The following is a 26,296-nucleotide window of genomic DNA, read 5'->3' as shown; positions in this document are numbered from 1 at the left end:
GATAGCAAAAAGGCGATTTTGCTATACAATATGATACGTTAAAAAGTGTTACTCGCCTGACTAATTTTAAATACCCCTACGTTTTTGGAAAAATAGTCGGGCGATTTTGACAAAATGATATTTCGAAAACTGTGATTTTTTTTTGAATACAGGACGGGCTATGAAATCACCTACCCATTTACCAGATAAAGCCAAGAAATAGGCCCGTTCATTTTTGGTTAATAACTATTCGTCGCTTCCCGCTTCCACTCTCGGGAAATAGTTGTAATTTTGGTGTCCCAATAAAAAGGGTATTCTATTGATATGGCAGAAAAAGGAAGATCAACGACAAGTAAAGGCAGACAAAAAACAGTTGTCGTGCCGGATATGGCAGGGCGGTTACAGCCTCAGGCACGCGAATTGGAAGAGGCCGTATTGGGTGCTCTTATGCTGGAAAAGGATGCTTACTCGATGGTGAGTGAGATTCTCAAACCGGAATGTTTCTACGACAAATCGCACGAATTGATTTATACCGCTATTGTCGACCTGGCGCTTACGCAGCGACCGGTGGATATGTTGACGGTGACGGAACAATTGAAGAAACATGGAAACCTGGAAGCTGTTGGAGGCCCTTTTTATATTTCACAACTTACGACAAAGGTAGCCAGTAGTGCCCATATAGAATATCATGCTCGCATTATTGCCCAAAAATACCTGGCGAGAGAGCTGATATCTTTCTCTGCCAATGTGCAGAATAAAGCATTCGATGAAACTCAAGATGTAGACGACCTGATGCAGGAGGCGGAAGGGAAGCTCTTCGAGATCTCTCAACGCAATGTCAAAAAAGACGCTACACAGATCAATCCGGTAATCGGGGAAGCCTTGGAATTACTGCAAAAAGCTTATAACCAGAAAGAGGGATTGAGCGGACAGCGTACCGGCTTTGAAGACCTCGATAAGATCACCTCCGGCTGGCAGAATTCCGACCTTATTATTATTGCGGCCCGTCCGGCTATGGGTAAAACAGCTTTTGTGCTCTCCATGGCGAAGAATATGGCGGTTCAGTTTAATATTCCGGTAGCCCTGTTCTCGCTTGAAATGAGTAACGTACAGTTGGTTAATCGTTTGATTGTCAACGTGTGCGAATTACCCGGGGAAAAGATCAAGAGCGGACGCCTGGAACGCCATGAATGGGAACAGCTCGACTTCAAACTGAAAGAACTATACGACGCCCCCATTTTTGTAGACGATACGCCCAGTCTCTCCGTGTTTGAATTGAGAACCAAAGCGCGCCGCTTAGTACGCGAACATGGCATTAAATGTATTATCATCGACTACCTGCAATTGATGAATGCCAGCGGGATGAATTTCGGAAGCCGTGAACAGGAGGTGAGTACGATCTCCCGCTCGTTGAAAGGATTGGCAAAAGAACTGAATATTCCGATTATCGCGCTTTCACAGCTGAACCGTGGGGTGGAAAACCGGCAGGGCAACGAAGGCAAACGCCCGCAGCTGGCCGACTTACGTGAGTCGGGAGCGATCGAGCAGGATGCCGACATGGTTTGTTTTATCCATCGTCCGGAGTATTATAAAATATTTGAAGATGAAAAGGGTAATAACCTGCGCGGCCTGGCTGAGATCATCATAGCCAAGCACCGTAACGGGGCAACCGGCGATGTGCGATTGAAATTCAAAGGTGATTTTGCCAAGTTTATGAATGTGGGCGATGATTACGATGTCAAAGAATATGCCTCTGGCATTAATAGCGCCGACCATATGCCACCACCTATCTCACCGGAAGGCGCCGATTTTCTGCAACAGGCAAGTAATTTTAATGATCCTCCCTTCTGATCCGTATGTACACAGGGGAGATCATCTCGCTGGGAGTGGCCTGCTCCTGGACCATCACAGCGCTTTGCTTTGAGTATGCCGGAAAGCGAATCGGCACCCTCTCACTGAACATCCTGCGATTATTGTTAGCCATTGTGATGCTGGGACTTACGATGGTTTATTTCACCGGACACTTTATGCCCGTCGACATGGGCGCAAAGGCCTGGTTCTGGCTGGCTGTCTCCGGTTTTATCGGGTATGTCCTGGGGGATTACTGCCTCTTTAATTCCTATATGATCATCGGTTCGCGCTTCGGACAACTATTTATGACCCTGGCGCCTCCATCAGCAGCTATTGCCGGTTATTTTGTATTAGGGGAAAAACTGGGCCTGACAGCCTGGCTGGGCATGGCTGTTACCCTTTTCGGAATCGGCCTGTCGATTGTTGGTAAGCCGGATGGCAGCCGCAGAAGACTCAACCTAAAGCTACCGCTCAAAGGCGTTCTTTTAGGAGTTGGCGCCGGAGTAGGACAGGGGATAGGATTGGTTTTCAGTAAATTAGGCATGGATTATTATATGCAGGATATCGATCTGGCCAATCAAACAGTCGTACAGTTGGTTCCATTTGCTTCCACACAGGTGCGCGCGATTGTGGGTGTGATCGGCTTCCTCGCCATGATGATGTGGACAAAACAGGGTAAAGCGCTGATTGCTGCTCTAAAAAATAAACGAGGCATGGCTTTCACCACCGCCGGAACCATATTCGGTCCCTTCCTGGGCGTCTCTTTTTCGCTTATGGCCGTTCAATATACCGAAGCCGGCATCGCCTCTACACTCATGGCCTTAACCCCCATTATCATCCTATTACCCGCCTGGCTTTTCTTTAAACAAAAGATTACAACAAGAGAAGTTATCGGAGCTATTATCAGCGTATTAGGGGTTGCATTGTTTTTTGTATAGTATCACAACAACTGATCACTTTTTACCTTTCCCATTCCAATCAAGCGATCATAGCGTTCGCCCATCGGACGGTAATAGACATGGATGCGGTATTCGTTTTCGGTCGGGTAATAACTGCCCTCTATCGGCAGGACAGTAGCCTTTGATTCGCCTTTTTGCTGAAAAAGATACTGGTAGTTGTAATGACCCTGCTTCAGGAAGATATTCTTCTCATAAAATCCTGTCTGAGGATTGTAGAGCATACGGCTTCGTTCGTTTGGGAGATTATTGGTGAGATCCCCTGAAAGATAGATACTTCCATCGAACTGAACAGGGTAATTCAAAGCAAAATGCACCATATAATAATCAGCCTGTGTGTCGGGCTCGGTGCAGTTGCGGCAATTAACCAGGTAATGTCCATTCTGATCCTGATCGTACTGATACACATAGTTGGCGCGTGCCTCGTCCGCCATGATCGTTACATGGTAATAGGGGTGATGGAAGGAGATATCTTCCACACGCAGTCCGTTGTAAGTGGGACTCAGAAATTCAAAGCGACGAAACTCATTACCCGCCTCAAAGATCAAGTCCTTCAGGTTTACGTAATCAACACGGTTATTGCTTATACCTGAAGGCATAAGTGCTGAGACGGCATTATCCCGACGATTATTCTGATAAACATACACCTTTAGATCGGTTTGCGGGTAGGGAATCGGGAAGCGAGAGGTGTTGATGTTAAAGTTTAATTGCTGATGCGTAAGATTGGTATCAATCAATGTATTAGAGGTTACTTCAGCAGCCAGTTGCACTGCGTTTTCAAACACATAAAAGCAGGCTGTCAATACCTCATTCTGCGGATTATCTTCATCAAAAATACGTACGGCATAATTACCGGAAACCTTAAACCGTACCTCTTCATTGGGTAGAAAAAGACGATAATTAGTATAATCAACAGTCGTTCCCATACCATTAGCAAAATCCTCTATAGGAAGTCCCTGAAAACCGTCCATATATTCAAACGGTATAAGCGCAGAGGGCTGCCAGTTGGCATCACAATGCACAACAGAATAGGTAAAACGATGAAAATCGGGATCCAACAGATCAAAATTGATCTCAATCTGCTGGTCTCCATTCAGATGGATATAAGGGCTGGAAAGCATTTCATCTGCCACCTTCACCTGGAGTGTATGTATTTTATTATTGAAGACCTGAGTCCGGTAAACTTCCTGCGCTTTGAGGGGCAAAATAGCGATCAGAGCGGCAAATAGGAACCCTATATTCTTCATATTTTATGCGTTTTAAATGATAACGCCAAAATTAGAGAATTATTTCCTTAATTATTTACTATTCTCTGCCATAAAGCATAAAAAAATGTTTACTTTTGCGGGAAATTTTGAAATACCAACTTAAGTATATCATGGCAAATGTGATTAAGATTAAAAAAGGCTTAGACATTAATCTCAAAGGCAAAGCTTCAGAGACCTTGTTGAGCGGGCATACTAGCGCGACCTACGCTATTGTTCCTGATTCATACAACGGTATCTATCCGAAGGTGGTAGCCAAAGCGGGAGACAAGGTCAAGGCCGGCTCAGTTCTTATGATAGATAAGAACCGTCCCGAAATCAAGTTTGTTTCGCCCGTCAGTGGCGAAGTAATTGCCGTTAATCGTGGAGAGAAGCGTAAAGTGCTTAGCATCGTTGTGAAGCCTGACGCTCAAAACGAGTACGAGCCATTCGGCAAAAAGAATGTTTCTTCTCTTCGTCGGGAAGACATCAAAGAATCTCTTCTCAATGCAGGTCTCTGGCCCTACATCAAACAACGTCCGTACGACCAGGTTGCTACACCGACAGATACGCCGCGCGACATCTTCGTCTCGGCTTTCTATTCGGCGCCGTTGGCTCCTGACTTCGACTTTGTTGTGCGCGGACAGGAAGGCGATTTCCAAACTGGTTTGGATGCGTTGGCCAAATTGACCGACGGCAAGGTGTATGTAGGTGTACGCCCGGGCTCTTCCGTGAAGCCGAAAGGAGTAGAAGTGGTTGAATTCGTGGGACCGCATCCGGCAGCTAATGTTGGAGTGCAGATTAATCACATCAAGCCAGTTAATAAAGGTGAAGTTGTGTGGACAGTGAATCCGCATGATGTTATTCTGATGGGACGCCTGTTTAACAATGGTATAGCTGATTTCACCCGCTTGATCGTTATCGCCGGTTCCAGAACCAAGGAACGCGGATATGTCAAAGCGATTGCCGGCTGTACGATCGAGAGCCTGGTAAAAGACAGAGTAGAGAAGGAGACCTTCCTCAATGGCTTCCAAGGACTTGACCACGCACGCATCATCAGCGGTAATCCGCTGTCGGGCACGAAGGTTGACCGCTCGGGTTGGCTGATGGCTTACGACAACCAGCTTTCTGTTATTCCGGAAGGAGATAACGTGCATGAGTTCTTAGGATGGGGTATGCCGGGATTGGATAAATTCAGTACCACCCGCACCTATTTCTCCTGGTTGCTTGGCAAGAAGAAAGAATATGATATCGACGCCCGTATCCGCGGCGGAAAGAGAGCCATGATTATGTCGAACGAATACGATAAAGTATTCCCGATGGATATTCTTCCCGAATATCTGTTGAAAGCGATCATTGCTTTCGACATCGACAAGATGGAAAACTTGGGTATCTATGAGGTTGCTCCAGAGGACTTTGCATTATGTGAGTTCGTGGATACCTCTAAGATAGAATTGCAGAAGATCGTCCGCAACGGCTTGGATCTTTTATACAAGGAAATGAATTAATAACATTAAAAAATTAGAATACATTGAAAGCGTTAAGGAATTTTCTCGACAAGATTAAGCCCAATTTTGAGGAAGGAGGAAAGCTGTCGATGTTCCGTTCTGTATTCGATGGTTTCGAAACATTCTTGTTTGTGCCGAATACCACATCGAAATCAGGCGTACATATTCATGACAGTGCAGACTCAAAGAGGACGATGATTATTGTTGTCATCGCCTTATTGCCGGCGTTGCTTTTCGGTATGTACAATACCGGTTACCAACACAACCTGGCTATCGGGGCAGATCCAGGCTTCTGGATGACTATGGTATATGGTCTGTTGGCTGTATTGCCTAAGATCATTGTTTCTTATCTGGTAGGTCTGGGTATTGAGTTTACGGTTGCCCAATTCAAAAATGAAGAGATTCAGGAAGGATTCCTGGTGTCAGGTATATTGATCCCTATGATTGTGCCCATCGATACACCGTTATGGATGATCGCGGTTGCTACGGCTTTTGCGGTGATCTTTGCCAAAGAGGTGTTTGGTGGTACGGGGTATAATGTATTTAATGTGGCGTTGGTAACCCGCGCGTTCCTGTTCTTCGCCTATCCGGCAGCTATGTCGGGCGACCAGGTGTTTGTGCGTACCAGCGATACCTTCGGTATTGGCGCCGGACAGGTGGTGGATGCCTTCTCAGGTGCTACGCCTCTCGGACAGATCGGTATTGCCGGAAAGGAACTGATCGGTTCGTTCCAGACAGTCGATGTGTTAGGCAATCCGCTGACAACCTGGGATATGTTTCTGGGATTGATCCCGGGATCGATCGGTGAAACATCGGTGATCGCGATCCTATTGGGTGCGGTTATATTATTGTTTACCGGCGTAGCCAGTTGGAAAACGATGGTTTCGGTTTTCATCGGAGGAGCTGCAACGGCCTTCTTGTTCAATCTGGTTGGCACAACCGTTCCGATGAGTGTGTCTCCCCTCGATCATATTCTGTTGGGAGGTTTTGCTTTTGGTGCTGTCTTTATGGCAACCGATCCGGTTACATCGGCACGTACCGAAACAGGGAAATACATCTACGGCTTCCTGGTGGGAGCGATGGCGATTATTATCCGCGTATTGAACCCCGGTTATCCGGAAGGTATGATGCTTGCTATTCTGTTGATGAATACGTTTGCTCCGCTGATCGACTATTATGTGGTAGAAGGAAACGTGAACCGTCGCTTGAAGAGAGCAACCAAATAACTTTATAATAAGAAGATTATGAATAGAGATAGTAATGTATATACCGTTGTCTACGCCTCAATCATGGTGTTGCTGGTAGCCGTTTTACTGGCTTTCACTTCACAGACGTTGAAGAGCTACCAGAAAGAAAACGAAGATAACGATAAGAGACAACAGATATTGCGATCTGTCAATGTAACAGCTACGGCAGACGAAGCGAAAGCAAAATACGAAGAACTGATCAAAGAGGCTTTTCTTGTCAACGATAAAGGTGAAAAGGTAGAAGGCGATGCCTTCGCTGCCGATTATACCAAGTCGTTTGCGCAGAAGACCTATCCGGTTTTTATCGCTGAGATTGATGGACAAACCAAATATGTCATGGCATTGCAAGGAGCCGGACTCTGGGGACCTCTCTGGGGATATATCGCCCTGGATGCCGACACAAACACTATTTTCGGTACGGACTTCAGCCACGCCGGCGAAACTCCGGGGCTGGGAGCTGAAATCACCAATCCGAGCTTTAGCCAACAGTTTATCGGGAAAAAGATTTTCAAAAACGACGCCTTCAAATCGGTGGCAGTCGTTAAACCCGGAAAATCGGCTATCGACCAGGATTATGTGGATGGCATATCCGGTGGTACGATTACCAGCCAGGGAGTTGACAAAATGCTTTTTGACAGCCTCGGCGGATATGTTCAATTTTTAACCTCTCAAAAACAGTAAGAAGATGGGATTATTATCAAATAAAAATAAAGAAGTATTGGTAAGCCCGTTGAGCAAAAACAACCCGGTCATCATTCAGATGCTTGGTATTTGCTCGGCCCTGGCTGTAACATCCAAACTGGAACCGGCTATTGTAATGGCTATTTCAGTGACCGTTGTTGTTGCCTTTGCCAATGTTATTATATCCTTGTTGCGTAATACGATACCCAACCGTATCCGTATTATCGTGCAATTGGTGGTCGTTGCCGCGTTGGTGACAATCGTAAGTGAGGTATTGAAAGCGTTTGCTTACGATGTAAACAAGCAACTTTCCGTATTCGTAGGGTTGATCATTACAAACTGTATCCTGATGGGACGCCTCGAAGCATTTGCTTTAGGCAATGGCCCGTGGGAATCGTTCCTTGACGGGATCGGTAATGGCTTGGGCTATGGTCTGATCCTGGTGATTGTTGGTTTCTTCCGCGAACTCTTGGGTTCGGGTACACTCTTAGGATTCCAGGTCATACCACAGGCTTTCTATGATTGGGGATATGTAAACAATGGGTTGATGATTCTGCCTCCGATGGCATTGATCGTGATTGCGGTCATTATCTGGGTCCACCGGGCGAAGAACAAAGAACTTCAGGAAAATTAATACAAAACGAATAAAACGATAAAAGAATGGAATTAGCATTAAGCACATTTGTCCGCTCAATCTTCGTTGAGAATATGATCTTTGCCTACTTCTTGGGGATGTGTTCCTACCTGGCCGTATCCAAGAACGTAAAGACCGCATTAGGATTGGGTATTGCAGTAACGTTTGTATTGGTTTGCACCCTGCCGATCAACTATATGCTTGAAAACTACGTACTGACCGAAGGCGCCCTGGCGAAATGGCTGGGTGACTCTTTTGCTACAGTCGACCTGAGTTTCTTGTCATTGATTATATTCATTGCCATTATCGCCTCTTTCGTACAGTTGGTAGAGATGGTCATTGAGAAATTCGCACCCACTCTGTATGCCTCTTTAGGTATCTTCCTGCCCTTGATCGCAGTAAACTGTGCCATCTTGGGAGGTTCTCTCTTTATGCAGCAGAAAGCATTCCCTAATGTAGGGATAGCGACTGTTTACGGTCTGGGCTCCGGTATCGGTTGGTTGCTGGCTATCCTTGGTATGGCAGCTATTCGTGAGAAGCTGACGTATTCGGATATTCCGAAGCCATTGAGAGGCTTAGGTATCGCTTTCATCATCACCGGGTTGATGGGGATGGCATTTATGTGTTTCTCAGGGATGAATATTTAAGTATTAACGCGACTAAACGAATATAGAGATGATTTTATTAATGGCAGGCGGACAAACGATCGTAGTGAGTGCAGTAGTATTCCTGGTGATTACACTGATACTCGTTATTGTCCTTTTGTTCGCAAAAGCAAAACTGATACCATCCGGTAATATCAAGATGGTGGTCAATGATGAAAAAGAGTTTGACGTCCCTATGGGAGGAACCGTATTAAATACGCTTCAAAGCCAAGGCATCTTCCTGTCTTCCGCTTGTGGAGGTGGAGGTAGCTGCGGCCAGTGCCGTTGCCAGATCCCGGAAGGGGGTGGTAATATCCTTCCGACCGAGGTGGGCTTCTTCTCACGCAAACAGATCAAAGACAACTGGAGACTGGGATGCCAGACAAAGGTGAAAGAGGATATGAAGATTATCGTACCGGAAGAGGTATTCGGTGTGAAAGAGTGGGAGTGTACCGTGGTTTCCAACCATAACGTGGCCTCCTTTATCAAGGAATTCACCGTACGTCTACCAGAAGGCGAAGCTATGAACTTCAAACCGGGTAGCTATTCTCAGATCAAGATTCCTAAATACGATTTGAAATTCACCGAGTTTGCCGTGGAAGACCGCTTCAAAGAAGAATGGGATAAGTTCAAGATGTGGGATCTGGCTTGTAAGAACGACGAAGAAACCATCCGTGCCTACTCCATGGCCAACTATCCTGCGGAAGGAAATATCATTACGTTGAACGTGCGTATCGCTACGCCTCCGTTCGATCGCAATACCGGAACGTGGAAAGCAGGTATCAAACCGGGTATCGGTTCTTCTTATATCTTCAACCTCAAACCGGGTGATAAGGTGACTATGTCAGGTCCTTATGGCGATTTCCATATTCTCGACACGAAACGGGAGATGTTGTATATCGGTGGTGGTGCAGGTATGGCTCCGTTGCGTGCTCACCTGTTGCACCTGTTCAAGACACTGAAAACGACCGACCGCCAGGTTTCTTACTGGTATGGTGCCCGTTCTAAGAACGAGATCTTCTACGAAGAGGACTTCCGTGCTATCGAAAAGGAATTCCCGAACTTCAAGTTCAACATTGCCTTGTCGGAACCGCGTCCGGAAGATAACTGGACAGGTCCTGTCGGATTCATCCACCAGGTGATCCACGACAACTACCTGAAAGATCACGACGCACCGGAAGATATCGAATACTACATGTGTGGTCCCGGCCCGATGGCGAAAGCCGTTGAAGGCATGCTCGACAGCCTGGGTGTACCCCGTGAAATGTTACACTTCGACGACTTCGGATAAGAAGAAACAAGCGAACAAACAGACAAATAAAAGCCGCAGAGAACACCTCTGCGGCTTTTTTATGCGCACTGGAAAAGACCAGTATTCGACTCTAAAAAATAAAAAACACTCTTTTATACAATATCATGCAACATTATTCGTTCTTATTACATCTAAGCTTATGTATTAAATAAAAACTGTTGACATGAAGCCTTTGATATTATCATTTTTCCTGGTTATTTTAGCCTACTCGCTTTTTCTGGACAAGAAAGAAGAGCCGCAGGAGATCACCCCTGTGAACATTAATAGCCAAACTATTCATCTCAACTTCATCGATAATACGGAAAACACAGACTCGACAGTTCTGTTTGCCCAACAGATTGTCTATCCTATGATATTGAAGAACTCATAACAATCTTCATTGCTTTACGCCTTCGGCTAAGCGATTTTTAATTTTTCATTGCTTTACGCCTTCGGCTAAGCGATTTTTGATTTTTCATTGCTTTACGCCTTCGGCTAAGCGATTTCCGCTTCGCTCCAATTCTTCATTTTTCATTCATCATTTCCTCGTACCTGGGGATCTGTTCCAAAAAAGTATAATTTCCATTCCCATCATCGATCCGGCAGCAATAATGGTTCATGCCATTGCTTACGATTAGGTATTTCACCTGCAGGGTCATATTATAGCGCACGATCTGATCGAATACAGCAGGCGTTATCTCAACGGTGGGGGCTTTATACTCCAGAACCATCAAAGGGGCTAAAAAACGATCGTAGACCACCGTATCGCATCGTTTGGAGGTCCGATGCACCTTAATGCTGATTTCATTCCCCACTAAATTCTTCGGATAGCCCTTTTCGCGGATAAGATATTGCACAAAATGCTGCCGCACCCATTCCTCAGGGGTAAGTGCCACATATTTGTTTCGTATCTCATCAAATATCTGCTTTTTTCCTTCTCTTTCGGTTACTTTATAAGCGTATGTTGGTAAATTTAGTGCGAGCATTTCTTCTATTTCACTATATTTGTAGAATAGAACAAAGGTAGGTAATTATGAAAACTAAACAAGAGATCGTTGAGAATTGGTTGCCGCGTTACACCGAGCGAAAACTGGAAGACTTCACCAATCATATACTATTGACAAATTTCACCAAATACGTGGAGATATTTGCCAGCCATTTTGATGTGCCCATTATGGGCCTGAAGTCATCCATGCCGAATGCATCGGCCAATGGCATCACCATCATCAATTTTGGTATGGGAAGCGCCAACGCCGCGACGATCATGGATCTTCTTTCGGCCATCAAGCCGACAGCGGTTCTTTTTCTTGGGAAATGCGGCGGGATCAAGAAGGTGAATGCATTGGGTGATTATGTGTTGCCTATCGCCGCTATCCGGGGTGAAGGGACATCCAATGAATACCTGCCGCCGGAAGTGCCGTCGTTGCCTGCCTTCTCCATGCTTCGCGCCATTTCTTCGGCCATTCGTGACCAAGGGAAAGATTATTGGACAGGTACGATCTACACCACCAATCGCCGCGTCTGGGAATATGATAACTCGTTTAAGGAATACCTGGTGAAAACACATGCGACAGGCGTGGATATGGAAACGGCCACCCTGTTTACGGCCGGATTCGCCAATAAGATACCAACCGGAGCCCTACTGATGATCTCCGACAAGCCACTGGAGGAAGATGGCGTAAAGACGGAGGAAAGCGACAGAAAGGTCACGCAACTGTTTGCTTCGGAGCATGTTTTATTGGGAGTAGAGACGCTTCAGCAGATTATTGAAGAAAAAAAGACCATCCAGCATATTCGGTTCAGTTGGTAAAAACCGGAATTGAGAGGATCATGAATAATTGATAGAAAGAAATGGCTAAGAAAGAGCATACGTTTGAAGGAATTTGTCGGGATATTGTTCAGAAGCAATTCGCACCTGTTTATATACTGATGGGGGAAGAACCCTATTTCATGGATAAGATCACAGATCTGTTGTTGGAACATGTCCTGACGGAAACAGAAAAAGATTTCAACCTAACGATCCTCTACGGGGCAGACTCAGACGCCGCCAAGGTATTGAACGCTGCCCGGCGCTTTCCTATGATGTCGGAATACCAGCTGGTGGTCGTTCGGGAGGCGCAAATGATCCGCGATATCGAACTATTGACCAACTATGTCAAAAAGCCATTGGAGAAGACGGTGCTTGTGGTCAACTACAAATACAAGACGTTAGACCGGCGTAAAACGTTAGCAAGTGCGGCGGATGCAAACGGAGTTCTGTTCGATTGTAAGAAGATCCCTGACTACAAAATGGCCGGATTTATCTCTTCGATGATGCAGATGCGCCAGATCGGTATCGATCAGAAATCCACACAAATGCTTGCCGATTACCTGGGGAATGATCTAACCCGGCTCAATAAGGAATTGGAAAAATTGATCCTCCTAATGCCTCCAACGGGGGTAAAACGGATCACACCGGAGCTGATCGAACAGAATATCGGAATCAGCAAGGAATTTAATAATTTTGAGCTATTACGTGCTATTGTAAATAAAGAGGTGTTGAAGGCCAACCGCATCATACAATACTTCGAGAAAAACCCGAAAAACAATCCGATACAGGTGACATTAACGGTACTTTTCAACTATTTCTCCAACCTATTGATCTGCTACTATTCCAAAGATCGATCCGAATATGGACTGATGAATGCGTTGGGTATGCGAAATGCCTTCCAGGTGAAAGACTACCTGACCGGCATGCGCCATTATCCGGCCATGAAGGTATTCAATCTAATCACCGATATACGGCTTGCCGACGCGCGATCAAAAGGAGTGGACAATAGCTCTGCCACAGATGGAGAATTGCTAAAAGAGCTCCTTTATAAAATATTACACTAATTACCGTCAACTACATTTTTGCCTTTTTCGATAAGGTAATCAATCACTTATCTCTATTTTGACCAATTATAGGGCGCATATCCTGTGCTCATCGTCCACTTGTTCACAAATATATCAACCACATAAAATATACAACTGTAATTTACATAAGTTATAGTAGGAGGATGCTTTTGTGTTACATAAAAGCAGAATTCTCTAAGGAGAACCTATTTGTTACAAATGTTCGTGTGTACATTTGTATAAAACTAAAAAAATATACAAAAGCATAGCTCTGCGATTGTTTACATTTGCACACATTTGTATTGTATCACTTTTGTATACTGAGCTAATTTGATACAAGAATATCTATAAATTAACAACTTTATCAGCGTAAAAAACCACACTATAAAACAAGAATAAATACACATATATACGCATCTAAACCAGTGTTTTACGTCGTTTTACTATACATTTTATTCAAGTTGCAATATATGAATGTATAAATAGAGTGGGGGAGATGGCGAATTTGCATAATACTCATAATATATATTACTATAAACCAGTTTTTTACGTCAATAATATAAAGTTTTGATACAAGCCGTTTTTACCCGTACAATCCAATGGGGTTAAACAAATGTAACAAAGCATCTAATCATGTATACAAATATATATGTAAACATTCTTTTTGTTGACTACATTTGTTTCGTTTATATTTTATACATTTGCAACATCGCCTTGTAACATTAGTATACACACGTATACAGGTAAAAAAGGTCAAATATGTAACATCAGTAAACAAACAGGAATATGAGAGATCGAATAAATCAGATTATGGAGCATGAGCAACTCAAAGCTGCACGTTTTGCTGAAGAGATAGAAGTTCAGCGCGCGACATTGTCTCATGCATTAAGCGGGCGTAACAATCCAAGTCTCGAGATAATCACCAAAATACTTCAGCGCTTTCCGGAGATAAATGGCGAATGGCTGTTGTTAGGGAAAGGCAAGATGGTTAAAGAGAAAACCATGGGAGATTTGTTTACAACTACGTCATTATTTCCCGACGAGGAACCGGAAGTTCCGGAATATCGCAAGGAAATTGAGCCAAAACAGCCTGAAATAACGATTGAACCTCCACAAATGCAGGAGATTAAGGTTATCGAAAAGCCTACCAGAAATGTAAGCCGAATAATGCTTTTCTATTCAGACAATACCTACGACACGTTCATCCCCGAGGATCAGGAGGACAAATAAGCTCGCAGACTGATAATTTAGAATAGAATACCTATCTTTGTATCACTAATAATGTGGATATGAAGAAATACATGTTGGACTTGAAGGTGGTCGAAAATCAACGCCTTCATTCAAATTATTGTCTACTGAAACTGACAACCGACGATTCCTTGCCCGAAATGCTTCCGGGGCAATTTGTTCAGGTCAGGGTAGATAATTCACCTACTACTTTTTTACGTCGCCCCATCTCTATCAACTATGTCGATTATAAAAATAATCAACTGTGGTTGCTTGTTCAATTGGTTGGAGACGGAACACGAGCCATGGCGGCATACAAACCCGGAGATATTGTAAATCTTCTGTTGCCATTAGGCAATACGTTTACCATCCCCTCTGGTGATACAGCCGAAAAGTTGTTATTGGTCGGCGGTGGTGTGGGCACAGCCCCTATACTTTTCTTAGGAGAAAGACTGAAAAAAGCCGGCTTCGAAGTAACTTTCCTATTGGGAGCACGCTCGGCCGCGGATCTGTTACAGCTGGATCATTTTAATGCAATTGGCAAAGTAGCCGTGACTACCGAAGATGGTTCCATGGGCGAGAAAGGATATGTAACCGATCATTCCCTATTGAAATCCAACCGCTTTGACAGAATTTACACCTGTGGGCCGAAGCCTATGATGATGGCAGTAGCCCGTTATGCGGCTGCCCAGTCTATTACTTGTGAAGTTTCTTTGGAAAATACGATGGCTTGCGGTATCGGTGCCTGTCTCTGTTGTGTAGAGAAAACAAAAGAAAATCACCATGTATGTGTGTGTACAGAAGGTCCTGTTTTTAATATCAATCAATTATCATGGCAAATTTAGACATACAAATAGGCAATCTTTCCCTTAAAAATCCGGTGATGACCGCTTCCGGCACATTCGGATACGGCACAGAGTATGCAGACTTTATGGATATCGAACGCTTAGGCGGCATTATCGTAAAAGGAACAACGGCCGAACTACGTGAAGGAAATAATTACCCGCGTATGGCGGAAACTCCGGCGGGTATGTTGAATGCCGTGGGCTTACAAAACAAAGGGGCGGACTACTTCATCAAAGAAATATATCCGACTATCAAGGATCTCGATACCCGAATGATCGTGAATGTGAGCGGTTCTTCTGTTGATTCGTATGTGGAATGTGCAGAAAAAATAGCCACGCTGGATCATATCCCGGCCATCGAACTGAATATATCCTGCCCGAATGTAAAACAAGGTGGCATGGCTTTCGGGGTGACTTGCGCCGGAGCTGCTGAAGTAGTAAAAGCGGTGCGCAAGGTATATCCCAAAACGTTGATCGTTAAGTTGTCGCCCAATGTAACGGACATCACAGAAATTGCCCGGGCTGTGGAGGCAGAAGGAGCTGACTCGGTTTCGCTGATCAACACCTTACTGGGTATGGCCATTGACGCGGAGAAGCGAAAACCCATCCTCTCGACAGTCACCGGCGGATTATCAGGCCCTTGTGTAAAACCAGTTGCCTTGCGCATGGTATGGCAAACCTATAAGGCTGTCAAGATACCAATTATCGGTTTGGGAGGCATTTCCAATGCAAAAGATGCCATCGAGTTTATGCTTGCCGGAGCTACCGCCATCCAAATCGGCACCTACAATTTCATCGATCCGACAGTTTCTATTAAAGTCATCGAGGGAATCAATGATTATTGCGATCGCCACGGATTCCAATCGGCTCGGGAATTAACCGGAGCCTTACAACTTGCCCACTAAAATAGGGGCCATTCAACGCGCATATCCTTTATCAGCGTAGCTCCTCCATGCACTGTACCGGTATGCTGGAAGCCAACTCCTCCGAAAGGATTGAGTTGAATATCCGTTTCCATATTAATCTCGTTCGCGACATTCGCTCTTGCTGTCTTGTTGTTGCCTCCCAAGAGTTCGGCTTGCGCAATAAGCTTATTTCCACGTACTTCAACCGTAATACGACATTCCGGATTATAACATGAGGTGGTGATAGGTTCGCTTATCGGATGTGCTTTTCCATTTTCATAACGCATAAGAACAAAATCAACCGCATCGTGATACTTCGTTGTACGCACAATCCGCAACGCATACCCATTCATCGTTTGGGTATCGAACTTGATGAAAATATCCATATATTGCGCCGTCGCACTACCAAAACCCTGCCCGGCTGTCTTTGCCGGCACAGCTGTAAAGCTGATTTTCATATCACCATAGTCGGTCCCTACGGGAGTATAACGCATACGTGCGCCTCTTATAGCCTGCACAAATCCGATAGCATTCGCCGCCCCATTGATACCCGGTCCATAGTACCAGGGATCAACGCTATTGTCTGCCTCCCAGTTATGTCCACGTGTATCTTCCGGAGCGTAGCAATCAAGTGTCCAATATCCCGGCAACACCAACGGCTGATAGCTGGAAGAGAGCGTTTTGAAATCTACATCCATCCATTTATTCGATGTACGAACATCCTTTGCCCGTATCGACGTTTTGGAGATCACACAGGTAGCCTCTCCGGGTAACGAGCGCAAATCCTTAGGCATGATCTTGGCCATCAAATATTTACCGCAGTCACCGGCAGTCAATACATATTCGCGCATCGGATCGTTCATACGCGATACGGCAACCTCTATCGGATTTGTGCCATTTTTATCATTACAACGATACCAGGTAATGAGTGACTGGTCGGGATAACGCGTATCCAATGTATAGTCTAACAACAACTTACCGTCCTTCTTCCGCAGCGTAGGTTTTCGTACAAACGCAGGAGCCTCCAGCACCTCGGGAAGGATATAGACTACGCTCGCGGCCTCCAACCCCGAAGCAGAAACAGCAGAAACGACAATTTGTTGGAGATGATCGGTTTGATTCGTCGGGATCACTTCACACTCCTGTCGGTCGTTCACAGAGAGTTGAGCAAAGGCTCTGTCTTGTGGAGAAATACTCCATTGAATATGCTCACTGACCTCGGCATCGAAATTACCAAACCGTTTCATAATAGGGCGCAACAGCAGCGTAGACTTAGCTGTTTCGATCGTATCACGCGTGGTGGAGATCAGCAATTGTGTAGGAAGGTTTGTGTACGATTTCCCATCTCTTTCTTCCGCCTCACGCACACACTCTTTCATATGTAATGGATCCCAATCATCGTTTCCCTTGAGCAGATTGTATATATTATAATGTATCTGTCCATCGTGTTTGAAATAATAGGCATCCAGCAGAGGTTTATCGCCCAGCTGCACCGTATTCATAGGATTACGTTCGCCCCCAATTATATAGGGTTTATCATTCAATGTAACCTCATGTTGATAGTTGCGTGACTCATCGGCAGGGATATCGCGCCATCCCCAATAAGGAGCCGTTTCCGACCTTAATCGTGAATGCAGAACAGCAACCTGTCCACCGCCTTTCGTAAAATACTGTTCAGAGGTGGTAAACGACTGCAGATCGCAATTCAGGAATACGGAACCGGTAAGAATAGTACTTCCAAAGGGTTTAGAAGAATAGAAGTCAAAATCACAATTCAGATAAACCGCCGTTTTGCACAGCGCATCATCGGTCGATTCAAAATGACAATTCACAAACAAGGTTCTTTTTCCACTGCCAAAAAAAGGATTCAGATTCAGTCTACTCACAAAACGACAGTTACGTGCAAAGACCTTATCGCTATCACAAATCACCAACTGCGCCTGCACAATAGCACTTCCTCTTTTCGTGCGATTCAATTGTGGCAGAAGCGGATATTCCAAGTCGATATTACAATAATTACCCAATGTGATATTTTCGGTTGTAATGCCGTCTCCTGACATTTTGAACATGGTGTAATTGCCTTTTGCCCCCATTGTTTGTCCTCGATTAACAGCCAATACCACATGTCGCGGATCCTTGTTCAACCCATGAAAGCGCAACCAGTTGCACTTCAGAATAATGGCATAAGGCAACGACTCACCCTCTTTCGCCACTCGTATCGCCGGGTCATCGGGATCGTCAAGCCAGTAGACATAAGGGGCAATGTGCAAGGTCATCGGCTCATCTTCCGTTCCGTCGATGATCTGCTCCACAGCCTCATTGACCGTATTAAACACATAGGGATACCGCGCGGCGACCTCGTCGGGCAGGCGGGCATCGATGAAAAACGATCGCGCCCCAAGCTCAATCCGCTCACCTTGATAAACAATATGGTCACCACCAAAACATATCGGATCGCTCTGATCTAAAGAGTGATACGCGTAGGGTTGCTGACTCATCACACTCGCTGCCAAGGTAAGAAATGTGATCAATAAGGAAAGTTTTATGTTCATATCTCTGTATCGATTAAAACAATTCAGCAGTATCTTACCTTCTATCAAAGAACCGGCTTTTTAGCGAACTGGTAATAACAGTCTACCAAATAGGGGAATCCGCCATTTTTGTTTTCCTTGTCTATCAGCCAGTATCTGCCGAAGGAGAAGTTCTCAAAGGTACCTTCTTTCTGTTTCTGCGAATCGCTGAATTCTTTTCCTTTCCAGCTTTTTCCCGATCCTTTCAGGTAATACATATAGTTGATATAGAAAAACAAATCGTCATTGGGATGAGAACCGACGCCTCCGTTTCCATGTTGAACCTTTCCTATATTAATACATTCGTGTACAGCGGCATAGCTCTGTATCGATCCCAGTATGCCTCCGTTATCACGATTGTTCGACTCATTTACCGCCCCTTTGTTGTAGCAATTGTGCATATTGACAGTACGCTCACCATCTTTATCTCCATTAAACAAGCGGCCTGCCACACCCCCCATCGTATAACGGGATTTGCTTTTATCCCCATGGTTGGTTATGGTCGCTGTATTACAACAACTAATCAGTTTTATATGACTTTGATTCTGCTCTTTGCCTCCCAGTACACCCGCGACTCCACCTACACCATTATAGGTAGAATATTGCAACGCCGTTACCGGACCGTGGTTGGCAGATTCTCTGATCTCGGCACAATACCTGGCTGTACCGACAACTCCACCTAATCCAAACATTTCCTCCCCGTCTCTGTAGGATCCTGAAACCTCACCGTAGTTGACCGCGCGTTTCAGGGTCACGATATTATCATTCTTAGACCCCTTATCTTTTGATATGAAAGAGCCGATAACACCACCAACAGATCCGAAACCTGTTACATTCCCTACATTAATAAAATCAGAGATGGTACCCTTTCCTGATTCAAAATAACCAATTATACCCCCTGAGGAATCTCCTTCTTTATTGGAACAGGAGACAGACGCATTGTTGACTAAGTAATTGATTCCTTCCGCTTTAGTCATAAGCATTTTCCCACAAATACCGCCTGCAGCGAATGATTGTGCCTCCACAGATCCGCCTTTCGTCACACAATATGTTAGGAATGAATTTATTGCATTACCGGCAATACCACCAATTAATCTTTCACCTCGTACCTCGGCGTCAGCCATAACATTCTTGATCGTACAATCTTCCACCTCTCCAAAGAGACCTCCGGAAGTGTAGGTTGTGGTTCTATACGCCTCTAGGTTATTAATCTTTCCTGAAAAAGAGGAGGATCCTTTTAGATTCTTAATAGCCTGATCCTCGTCCACTATGAAAGAGACATCTCCGGTAAACGTTGTATTCTCCGCTCTTCCAACAATTCCACCAACCGTATAAGCAGCATTCACCGACACGTTCTTACCGATGGTAAAAGAAGCCGGAGATATGTCAATCTCATTTTTTGACTTTAATACCTCGCCAAATACTCCACCGGCAACTTTTTTCTTTGCCGTGATTGGTTCGCTCGGTTCAATCTTGACACCGTTCACCTTTCCGCTTACCCAGTTTGCCGCATACAATTGCCCGACAAAGCCACCAACATTTGTCATTCCGGTGACACTTGCTTGTTGAAGCAGATTAGACAACTCATTCACTCTTACGTTCGCCCAGTATCCCACGAATCCTCCGACATCGCTCACCCCGGAGATCTGGCTTGGCAATACCCTATTATCTTTTAATGTGATACCATAACCTGACTCATACTCATCTAGAGAAAGATTACCCAAAAAAGCACCTACCCGATCCACACCATGAATAGGAAGTTGTATCGTAGAACCACTGATCGTGGAATGACCTCTTAGACTCGCCCTACCAATTATACCTCCGAGACAGTAAGCCGTTCCCCACAATGCGAAAGATCCATCATCAACCGTAGCCACTTGGAGGGATACATTCTTAATATCGAAGATGCCAGAAAAATCCCCGATCAGACCACCCACATTATCTCCCCCGGAAACAGAGAAACCTTTCGTATTCCGAACCGACGTAATGGTCACATTGCTGAGACACAGTCCAAACAAGCCGCCGACACCAAAATCATTTCCTTTTACAATGATACCCAAGTTTATATCCTCCACTAAAAGATTGCCCGTCGTAGTAGACCCGATCAGGCCTCCTACACTTAGGTTACCCTGCACCTTGCCGGATACCGAAATATTCTTCAAACTTACTGAGCCATAGGAACTGCCAGCGACAACGCCCACATTGTTTTCCGCATTGATAATCATAACGTCGCTAAACACTATATTAGAGACAGAAGAACCATCGTTCAACTCTCTAAAGAATCCCACATACGAGTTTTCCTTCACATCATTATTCGCCCCATCAAAGGTCAGGTTTTTGAGTTTGAAACCACCTCCGTCGTAGCTGCCGGAAAAGTTGGATCGGATGGCCTGCACAGGCATTATCAGATCCTCTGTCTGTCGGAAGAATAATCCTTTGGCGTTGGTACGATCCGCCGATAACAGGGTAAGAAACTTATCTATATCGTTGACTAAATAAGGACTTTCAGCCGTTCCGTCGCCGGAGAAATAGGCCGAATAGTTTGTCGTATTTTGCAAGATCGCCGCGACCATTTCATCCTTGAATGTCAATACAAACTGAGTGGGAATAGTTATCGAATTATCCGCCGCTGTGAAAGCCAGATTGTAATCTCCATCCGGAATCACGTTGTCGATGGGTATATGTAATTCACAGATTATCTCATCAGGTTTTATCTCTTTTATACTTCCATTGAAGTTGAATTTTCTACCATCACGCAGCGACTGTAATCGATGCTTGAGCTTCATTAGCCGTTCTATCGTCAACTGTTTATTGGGTATTTTGAAAGAGCTCACTTTCATATTTCCAACTACTTCGATTTGCGAACCAGCCGCATTGGTGATTACTTCCTGTTTGTCGTCTTCACAAGATGAGCAGAATAGCAACAGACAGAATAAGAAAAAGGGATACAGTTTATTTGCCATTGGTAATTGATTTTATATAGTTATATTTTATACGTCTCCTTAGGGTGAGTTCCAGGTTAATGTTATCCACGGAAAAATTTTGTTATGTATAATTTTTTGTAACAAAGATAATAATTTTCATATTGGTCATATCCAAGAGCCCCAAAATCAAGGCTAAATCCGAAGGTTTGTAAGGTTTGTAAGTTTATAAAAGCCCTAAATTTGGTTTTTGGGTATCGTTATTATCACGCATCTTTTTTTTCGAGAAATAAAACACGACACTGTATCTATCTTTCAGTTTTCGATTTTCGAGTCAAACAAGTATTGGTTTTATGGCTTTTACTGTATTAGTTTCTAAAATAATCATTCAGAAGTACTAAAAAATCAAGGGCTATGTCTATTTTTGATACATAACAAAAGAGCAAAGAACGATGAACCTTTTTAGGGAAATTGCCTTTACATCTTTTATATATGGTTTTTTAGGCAAATATAACTTTACCAAAACCTTAACTATTTTTGAATTATGACTTTGTAGTGAATTGGAACTATGGCGCACATGCACACACTTTGTTTTACTTGTGCTAGTGAGGGGGGTCCGAGATGGATACCCCTCACTTTTGCTTTAAACCCATCCCTCGCGTTTTAGCTCCTCGTAAATTTGATATCAAAATATTTATACATCAAGGAAGCTTTTTCAAACGATCAACAAGATCTTCAGCCGTTGTCGACTCCAAATTTTCTATAGCCATCCAGCGTACGGTGCCGGTCGTATCAATCAGGTATATACGAGGAATGTAATTACCGGCAAAAAGTGTAAAAATCTCCCGTTTGGGATCCGGAAAAGCAGGAATCGTCAAATGACGCTCATTCCAACAAGCATCTATTGACTCCATCGTCTCTTGCCTTCCAATGGCAATCACCTGGTAATCCGGATCATTTTTCAATTTTTGCCAGACAGACTCTATGATTTCCAATTCTCTTTTGCAGTCGCTACACGTGGTATTAAAAAGCGTCAACAACGAACGCTTCCCTTTAAAATCATCCGCATGGAATCTATTCCCTTTATTATCTTCCACCGAAAAGGAGGGAACCCGGTCACCTACAAATACATAGCTAACCACATCATCCGAATCTTCATTATGTTCTTTTATGCAAGACGATAGGCTGCAAACAAGGCAAAGCGCCCAAAAAACAAATACACTTTTGGTTAATCGCATAAGGAGTTTTATTTAGTTTATTGACTACAAATATAAGAAAGCTTTTCATTTTCATCGATTAAATTCTCCTATCTTTGCCTCTAACACTAAAATAACCAAGCACTTTCTTGGTAGATTCACAAAACTTTCGTTCCTTTGCAACCGCTTTACGTAATCTCTGTCGGGATCAAAAGTGGCCCGTTATATTGCGTTTCATTATTAATTACAATTAAAAAGCTATAAACAATGGATTTAATTAAAATTGCAGAAGAGGCATTTGCTGTAAAGAAAGAGCATCCTGCATTCAGAAGCGGAGACACGATTACAGTGGCTTATCGTATCAAAGAAGGTAACAAAGAACGTATCCAGCAGTATCGTGGTGTTGTTATCCGTATCTCTGGTCATGGAGACAAAAAACGTTTTACCGTGCGTAAAATGTCTGAAAACGTAGGTGTTGAACGTATCTTCCCTATGAACTCTCCGTTTATCGAAAGTATTACCGTGAACAAACATGGTAAAGTTCGCCGCGCCAAATTGTATTATTTACGTGCGCTTACCGGTAAGAAAGCCAGAATCAAAGAAAGAAGATTCTAACAACTATTTAGCAAATAGTAGAAAAAGGTGGATTCAAACGAATTCACCTTTTTTCTTTATGCTACCTTGAGGGGATTTACATATCTTTGCACGGAGACAAACGAAAGGATGTCAGGGAAATTGGAAGGAATGACTTATGGGAGGGATAAAAAATTTGATTTTTGACTTTGGAGGTGTGATTATCAATCTGACGCGCAATCGTTGTATCGAAGAATTTGCCCAGTTAGGTGTTGATGTGCACGAACAACTGGAAGGATATAACCACAAGGAGCTGTTTATGCAGCTGGAACTTGGCGCTATCTCTGCCGCGGAATTTCGGGATGGCATACGCAAACGATCGAATCTCCCTATCACTGATGCACAAATAGACAAGGCATGGATCAATATGCTGGACGATGTGCCCTCTACCAAGCTCGACATTTTACTGGATCTCCACCAAAAATACAACCTTTATCTACTCAGCAACACCAACACCATCCATTGGGAATGGGCCGAAAAAAAGATCTTTTCCTACAAGAACCATACAATCAACGATTTCTTTCATAAAATATACCTTTCTTTCGAGCTTCATTTGTTGAAGCCCAATGCAGAGATCTATGAATACGTGTTGCAGGATGCCGGCCTACGCCCCGAAGAGACCCTTTTTATCGACGATGCCCTGGTGAATTGCAAAGCGGCCGAAGCCTTAGGCATTCACACCTACAATGCCCAGCCTCGGGAAGAATGGACCTTTCTTTCCAACGAGAGAGAATTATTATAGATCCTTTATTTTCAGGATATTATAAGAAGTATCCGTATCATACACATCGCTACCATCTACCTTTTTAATATACTTCACCACCAGAATGGTAAGAGGAAGAATGATGATCTCGTAGAGAGATTTAAGCACTGCCTGTGTCCCAATCAAAACAAACAGCTCGGGTAGGGGAATCAATCCGATAAAAGCTATCGGGAAGAAAATCAACGAATCCGCAGTTTCTCCGACCAAGGTAGAAATAACTGCCCGAAGCGAGAAGTGTTTTCCTTTTGAGGCCACCTTCATCTTACTCATAATAAAGGCATTAAGAAACGATCCGACCAGGAATGCCACCAAGCTGGCCACAGCGATACGCGGCGCCATGCCAAATACGAAATTAAAACTTTCTTCGCCTTCCCAATAAGGAGCTGCCGGCAGATGAATAGCTATCTGCGCAAACATAATCACCAGGAAATTGGAAGCAAATCCGCTCCAGATAATCAATCGGGTCTTTTTATATCCCCAGACTTCAGCAATACAATCATTGATAATGTACGAGATGGGAAAAACGATTAAACCGGCGGTAGCGGTGACACCAAACACTTGCACAACTTTGGTTTCCAGCAAGTTGGCTGCCACAAGGCAGATGTTGAAGAGAATACCCAACAGCATGAAGGGTACAGATACTTTCTTTTGCATATTTTCTTGTTTTTAACGAGGTATTCAAGCACTCGGCTGCAAAGGTAATGAAATTTAACCGGGATTTCGCTGAAATCAAAACAATCACATCCAGAAAATCCAAAAATTAGCGAAATCCCGGTTCTGACCGATTTGACAATTTGTCAAAATCGCCCGAGAAATTTTCCGTAAACGTAGGGGTATTTTAAATTACCCGCAGGAGTAACACTTTTTAACGTATCATATTGCAAAGCAAAATCGCCTTTTTGCTATCAAAATGACAAATCGGTTTGAGAGGCTCCAGAAGCCTATTTGAATTCAAAGTCCCACTTTTGTATAATCACTATTATGTTTAATTGTCTTTTCCGAAATAGCTATTCATCTTCCCCCAGCCACAAAAAAAGATCCGTATACAACTTCACAGTCATATACGGACAAACAAATAACAAACTCTACTTATATGAAAAAACAAATACTACTAACAAATTCTTTTATATAGAACAAAGAAAGTAGTAAAATGTTCATTCGTAAAACATTTTTTTTTCGTTTTCTATGTTGCAACACTTATTTTATGTGTGCATCACCAATAATGGCGTATCTGTATGGAATAACATCTTCCTTGCAATGCTCGGATTGAACATCCGTGCCAGAATATTCCGACGCTGCGTGCTCAAGGCAATCATCTCTATGTCATTCTCACGGACAAATTTCTCAACAGCCAACAACAGATCGCCATCCGCCAATACATTATGCACAATGTTAGCATCCGGGTATTGTTTTTTAAAGTATTCCTCCACCCCTGTCAGTCGAATCTCATTCCATTCATCCTTGCTGGTCGAAATGTTAAACAGGTGGATGCGGAAGTTATATTCCTTCATCAAATCCATAAATTTATCGAAGATAACCAGGTCGCGTTGATTGAAAGAGGTTGCAAAAGCGATATTATGTACGTAATCGAGGTTTCGGAACCTAACATTCTCAGGCACAGCCAATACCGGCACCCTGAGCGCTTCGAACACCTCGCCTGTCACACTACCAATCAGATCCACCTCTTTCTGGTTTTTCCCACGGGTACCCATGATGACCATTGTCGGATGATATTCTTTGCTATACGCCACAATTTCCTCTTCCGGCAAGCCTTCCCGTAGGATGTAGTTGTACTTCACCTTAGGCAGCTCTCCTGCCTCTATCTTTCTGTTTATCAGATTGCAAAGATTGTCCATATCCTTCTGCACCCGTTGCATGATATGGTGCACGGATTCCTCTTCATTGACCTGATAAGCCAGGGTATCACCCATCGGTATGGCCGAAGGGAAATAGGGACTGAAATAGGCATGCATAATCATGACTTCCGCCTGAATCGTATAGGCATAATTGAGGCCTATCTCACAGGCTTTGATCGAATAATCAGAGAAATCGACCGGTACCAGAATCTTTTTCCGCTTATCTTCCACTTTTACCTCGGTCTCTTTCGGTTCATCCAGCCAATGGCTATCTTCTATTATCCGCAGTGCATGAGGGAGATCACTCTCTTTAATACGCACCCTCACTCCTGCCGACACCACCGGTTGAATCTGATTTACATTGTGAATATACACATCGATGCCTTCCGTTTCCAATAATGTCTTTAAAATTTGTGCTTTTTCATAGGTATGAATAGCTACTGTAACCAATTTTTCTTCCATAAGGCTTTA

23 protein-coding genes are annotated in these 26,296 nt (G+C 43.9%); 16 read left to right on the top strand and 7 right to left on the bottom strand.

Features of this window, described 5'->3' with window-relative positions; genetic code table 11:
* The first annotated feature begins 303 nt into the window (after positions 1-303).
* On the top strand, positions 304-1,830 hold the full coding sequence (gene dnaB, locus M2134_RS12505; protein WP_280751652.1) for a replicative DNA helicase: 1,527 nt from the start codon (positions 304-306) through the stop codon (positions 1,828-1,830).
* A 5-nt stretch (positions 1,831-1,835) separates the two neighbouring features.
* Entirely contained in the window at positions 1,836-2,768 is a 933-nt protein-coding gene (locus tag M2134_RS12500) for a DMT family transporter (RefSeq protein WP_280751651.1), read from the top strand.
* A gap of 2 nt (positions 2,769-2,770) precedes the next feature.
* On the opposite strand, the gene M2134_RS12495 is transcribed toward M2134_RS12500, so the two are convergent.
* Positions 2,771-4,033: a DUF5103 domain-containing protein gene (locus M2134_RS12495; RefSeq protein ID WP_280751650.1), complete on the bottom strand. Its 1,263-nt coding sequence runs from the start codon at positions 4,031-4,033 to the stop codon at positions 2,771-2,773.
* A gap of 131 nt (positions 4,034-4,164) precedes the next feature.
* Between M2134_RS12495 and M2134_RS12490 the strand changes: the two genes are divergently transcribed.
* The 7 genes from M2134_RS12490 (at position 4,165) to M2134_RS12460 (ending at position 10,426) form a co-directional block, all read left to right on the top strand.
* Positions 4,165-5,538 (top strand): Na(+)-translocating NADH-quinone reductase subunit A, encoded by a 1,374-nt coding sequence (locus M2134_RS12490; protein WP_280751649.1) that lies wholly within the window; start codon positions 4,165-4,167, stop codon positions 5,536-5,538.
* Between the two features lie 23 nt (positions 5,539-5,561).
* A complete protein-coding gene (locus M2134_RS12485) occupies positions 5,562-6,764 on the top strand; it encodes an NADH:ubiquinone reductase (Na(+)-transporting) subunit B (protein WP_280751648.1) in 1,203 nt (400 codons plus the stop codon).
* Between the two features lie 18 nt (positions 6,765-6,782).
* Positions 6,783-7,466: an NADH:ubiquinone reductase (Na(+)-transporting) subunit C gene (gene nqrC, locus M2134_RS12480; protein ID WP_280751647.1), complete on the top strand. Its 684-nt coding sequence runs from the start codon at positions 6,783-6,785 to the stop codon at positions 7,464-7,466.
* A 4-nt stretch (positions 7,467-7,470) separates the two neighbouring features.
* A complete protein-coding gene (gene nqrD / locus M2134_RS12475; protein ID WP_280751646.1) occupies positions 7,471-8,100 on the top strand; it encodes an NADH:ubiquinone reductase (Na(+)-transporting) subunit D in 630 nt (209 codons plus the stop codon).
* A gap of 26 nt (positions 8,101-8,126) precedes the next feature.
* Entirely contained in the window at positions 8,127-8,747 is a 621-nt protein-coding gene (nqrE, locus tag M2134_RS12470) for an NADH:ubiquinone reductase (Na(+)-transporting) subunit E (protein WP_280751645.1), read from the top strand.
* A 28-nt stretch (positions 8,748-8,775) separates the two neighbouring features.
* Positions 8,776-10,035 (top strand): NADH:ubiquinone reductase (Na(+)-transporting) subunit F, encoded by a 1,260-nt coding sequence (gene nqrF, locus M2134_RS12465; RefSeq protein ID WP_280751644.1) that lies wholly within the window; start codon positions 8,776-8,778, stop codon positions 10,033-10,035.
* Positions 10,036-10,219: 184 nt separating this feature from the next.
* Positions 10,220-10,426, top strand: coding sequence for a hypothetical protein (locus M2134_RS12460; protein ID WP_280751643.1), 207 nt, complete (start codon positions 10,220-10,222; stop codon positions 10,424-10,426).
* A 133-nt stretch (positions 10,427-10,559) separates the two neighbouring features.
* Here the strand turns inward: M2134_RS12460 and M2134_RS12455 are convergent, their stop codons facing one another.
* Positions 10,560-11,021 (bottom strand): type I restriction enzyme HsdR N-terminal domain-containing protein, encoded by a 462-nt coding sequence (locus M2134_RS12455; protein WP_280751642.1) that lies wholly within the window; start codon positions 11,019-11,021, stop codon positions 10,560-10,562.
* A 47-nt stretch (positions 11,022-11,068) separates the two neighbouring features.
* On the opposite strand from M2134_RS12455, the gene M2134_RS12450 reads away from it, so the two are divergent.
* The 5 genes from M2134_RS12450 (at position 11,069) to M2134_RS12430 (ending at position 15,886) form a co-directional block, all read left to right on the top strand.
* On the top strand, positions 11,069-11,845 hold the full coding sequence (locus tag M2134_RS12450) for an AMP nucleosidase (RefSeq protein WP_280751641.1): 777 nt from the start codon (positions 11,069-11,071) through the stop codon (positions 11,843-11,845).
* Positions 11,846-11,886: 41 nt separating this feature from the next.
* The gene (gene holA, locus M2134_RS12445) at positions 11,887-12,909 is read left to right on the top strand and encodes a DNA polymerase III subunit delta (RefSeq protein WP_280751640.1); all 1,023 of its coding nucleotides are present in this window, start codon (positions 11,887-11,889) and stop codon (positions 12,907-12,909) included.
* Between the two features lie 786 nt (positions 12,910-13,695).
* Positions 13,696-14,139 (top strand): helix-turn-helix transcriptional regulator, encoded by a 444-nt coding sequence (locus M2134_RS12440; protein ID WP_280751639.1) that lies wholly within the window; start codon positions 13,696-13,698, stop codon positions 14,137-14,139.
* A 59-nt stretch (positions 14,140-14,198) separates the two neighbouring features.
* Positions 14,199-14,981: a dihydroorotate dehydrogenase electron transfer subunit gene (locus M2134_RS12435; RefSeq protein WP_280751638.1), complete on the top strand. Its 783-nt coding sequence runs from the start codon at positions 14,199-14,201 to the stop codon at positions 14,979-14,981.
* Entirely contained in the window at positions 14,969-15,886 is a 918-nt protein-coding gene (locus tag M2134_RS12430) for a dihydroorotate dehydrogenase (RefSeq protein ID WP_280751637.1), read from the top strand. Before M2134_RS12435 ends, M2134_RS12430 begins: the two co-directional genes overlap by 13 nt.
* On the opposite strand, the gene M2134_RS12425 is transcribed toward M2134_RS12430, so the two are convergent.
* The 3 genes from M2134_RS12425 to M2134_RS12415 all read right to left on the bottom strand — a co-directional run bounded on the left by M2134_RS12425 (position 15,883) and on the right by M2134_RS12415 (position 22,615).
* Entirely contained in the window at positions 15,883-18,438 is a 2,556-nt protein-coding gene (locus tag M2134_RS12425) for a hypothetical protein (protein ID WP_280751636.1), read from the bottom strand. The genes M2134_RS12430 and M2134_RS12425 overlap by 4 nt on opposite strands.
* A gap of 44 nt (positions 18,439-18,482) precedes the next feature.
* A complete protein-coding gene (locus M2134_RS12420; RefSeq protein ID WP_280751635.1) occupies positions 18,483-21,419 on the bottom strand; it encodes a hypothetical protein in 2,937 nt (978 codons plus the stop codon).
* 659 nt (positions 21,420-22,078) lie between these two features.
* Positions 22,079-22,615 carry a TlpA disulfide reductase family protein gene (locus M2134_RS12415; protein WP_280751634.1) on the bottom strand — a complete coding sequence of 179 codons (537 nt, stop codon included), beginning with the start codon at positions 22,613-22,615 and terminating at the stop codon, positions 22,079-22,081.
* Between the two features lie 225 nt (positions 22,616-22,840).
* On the opposite strand from M2134_RS12415, the gene rplS reads away from it, so the two are divergent.
* Positions 22,841-23,188 (top strand): 50S ribosomal protein L19, encoded by a 348-nt coding sequence (gene rplS, locus M2134_RS12410; protein ID WP_280751633.1) that lies wholly within the window; start codon positions 22,841-22,843, stop codon positions 23,186-23,188.
* Positions 23,189-23,324: 136 nt separating this feature from the next.
* Entirely contained in the window at positions 23,325-23,948 is a 624-nt protein-coding gene (locus M2134_RS12405) for an HAD family phosphatase (RefSeq protein WP_280751632.1), read from the top strand.
* On the opposite strand, the gene M2134_RS12400 is transcribed toward M2134_RS12405, so the two are convergent.
* On the bottom strand, positions 23,943-24,623 hold the full coding sequence (locus M2134_RS12400) for a queuosine precursor transporter (RefSeq protein ID WP_280751631.1): 681 nt from the start codon (positions 24,621-24,623) through the stop codon (positions 23,943-23,945). The two genes, M2134_RS12405 and M2134_RS12400, sit on opposite strands and share 6 nt — an antisense overlap.
* Positions 24,624-25,171: 548 nt before the next feature.
* Positions 25,172-26,287, bottom strand: a complete 1,116-nt coding sequence (locus M2134_RS12395) for a universal stress protein (protein ID WP_280751630.1) — start codon at positions 26,285-26,287, stop codon at positions 25,172-25,174.
* Between the last annotated feature and the right edge of the window lie 9 nt (positions 26,288-26,296).

Source organism: Parabacteroides sp. PM6-13 (assembly GCF_029892605.1).
Taxonomy (GTDB): domain Bacteria; phylum Bacteroidota; class Bacteroidia; order Bacteroidales; family Tannerellaceae; genus QVMG01.
The sequence above is the reverse complement of the archived record's forward strand: the minus strand, read 5'-3'. Positions and strand labels throughout refer to the sequence as shown.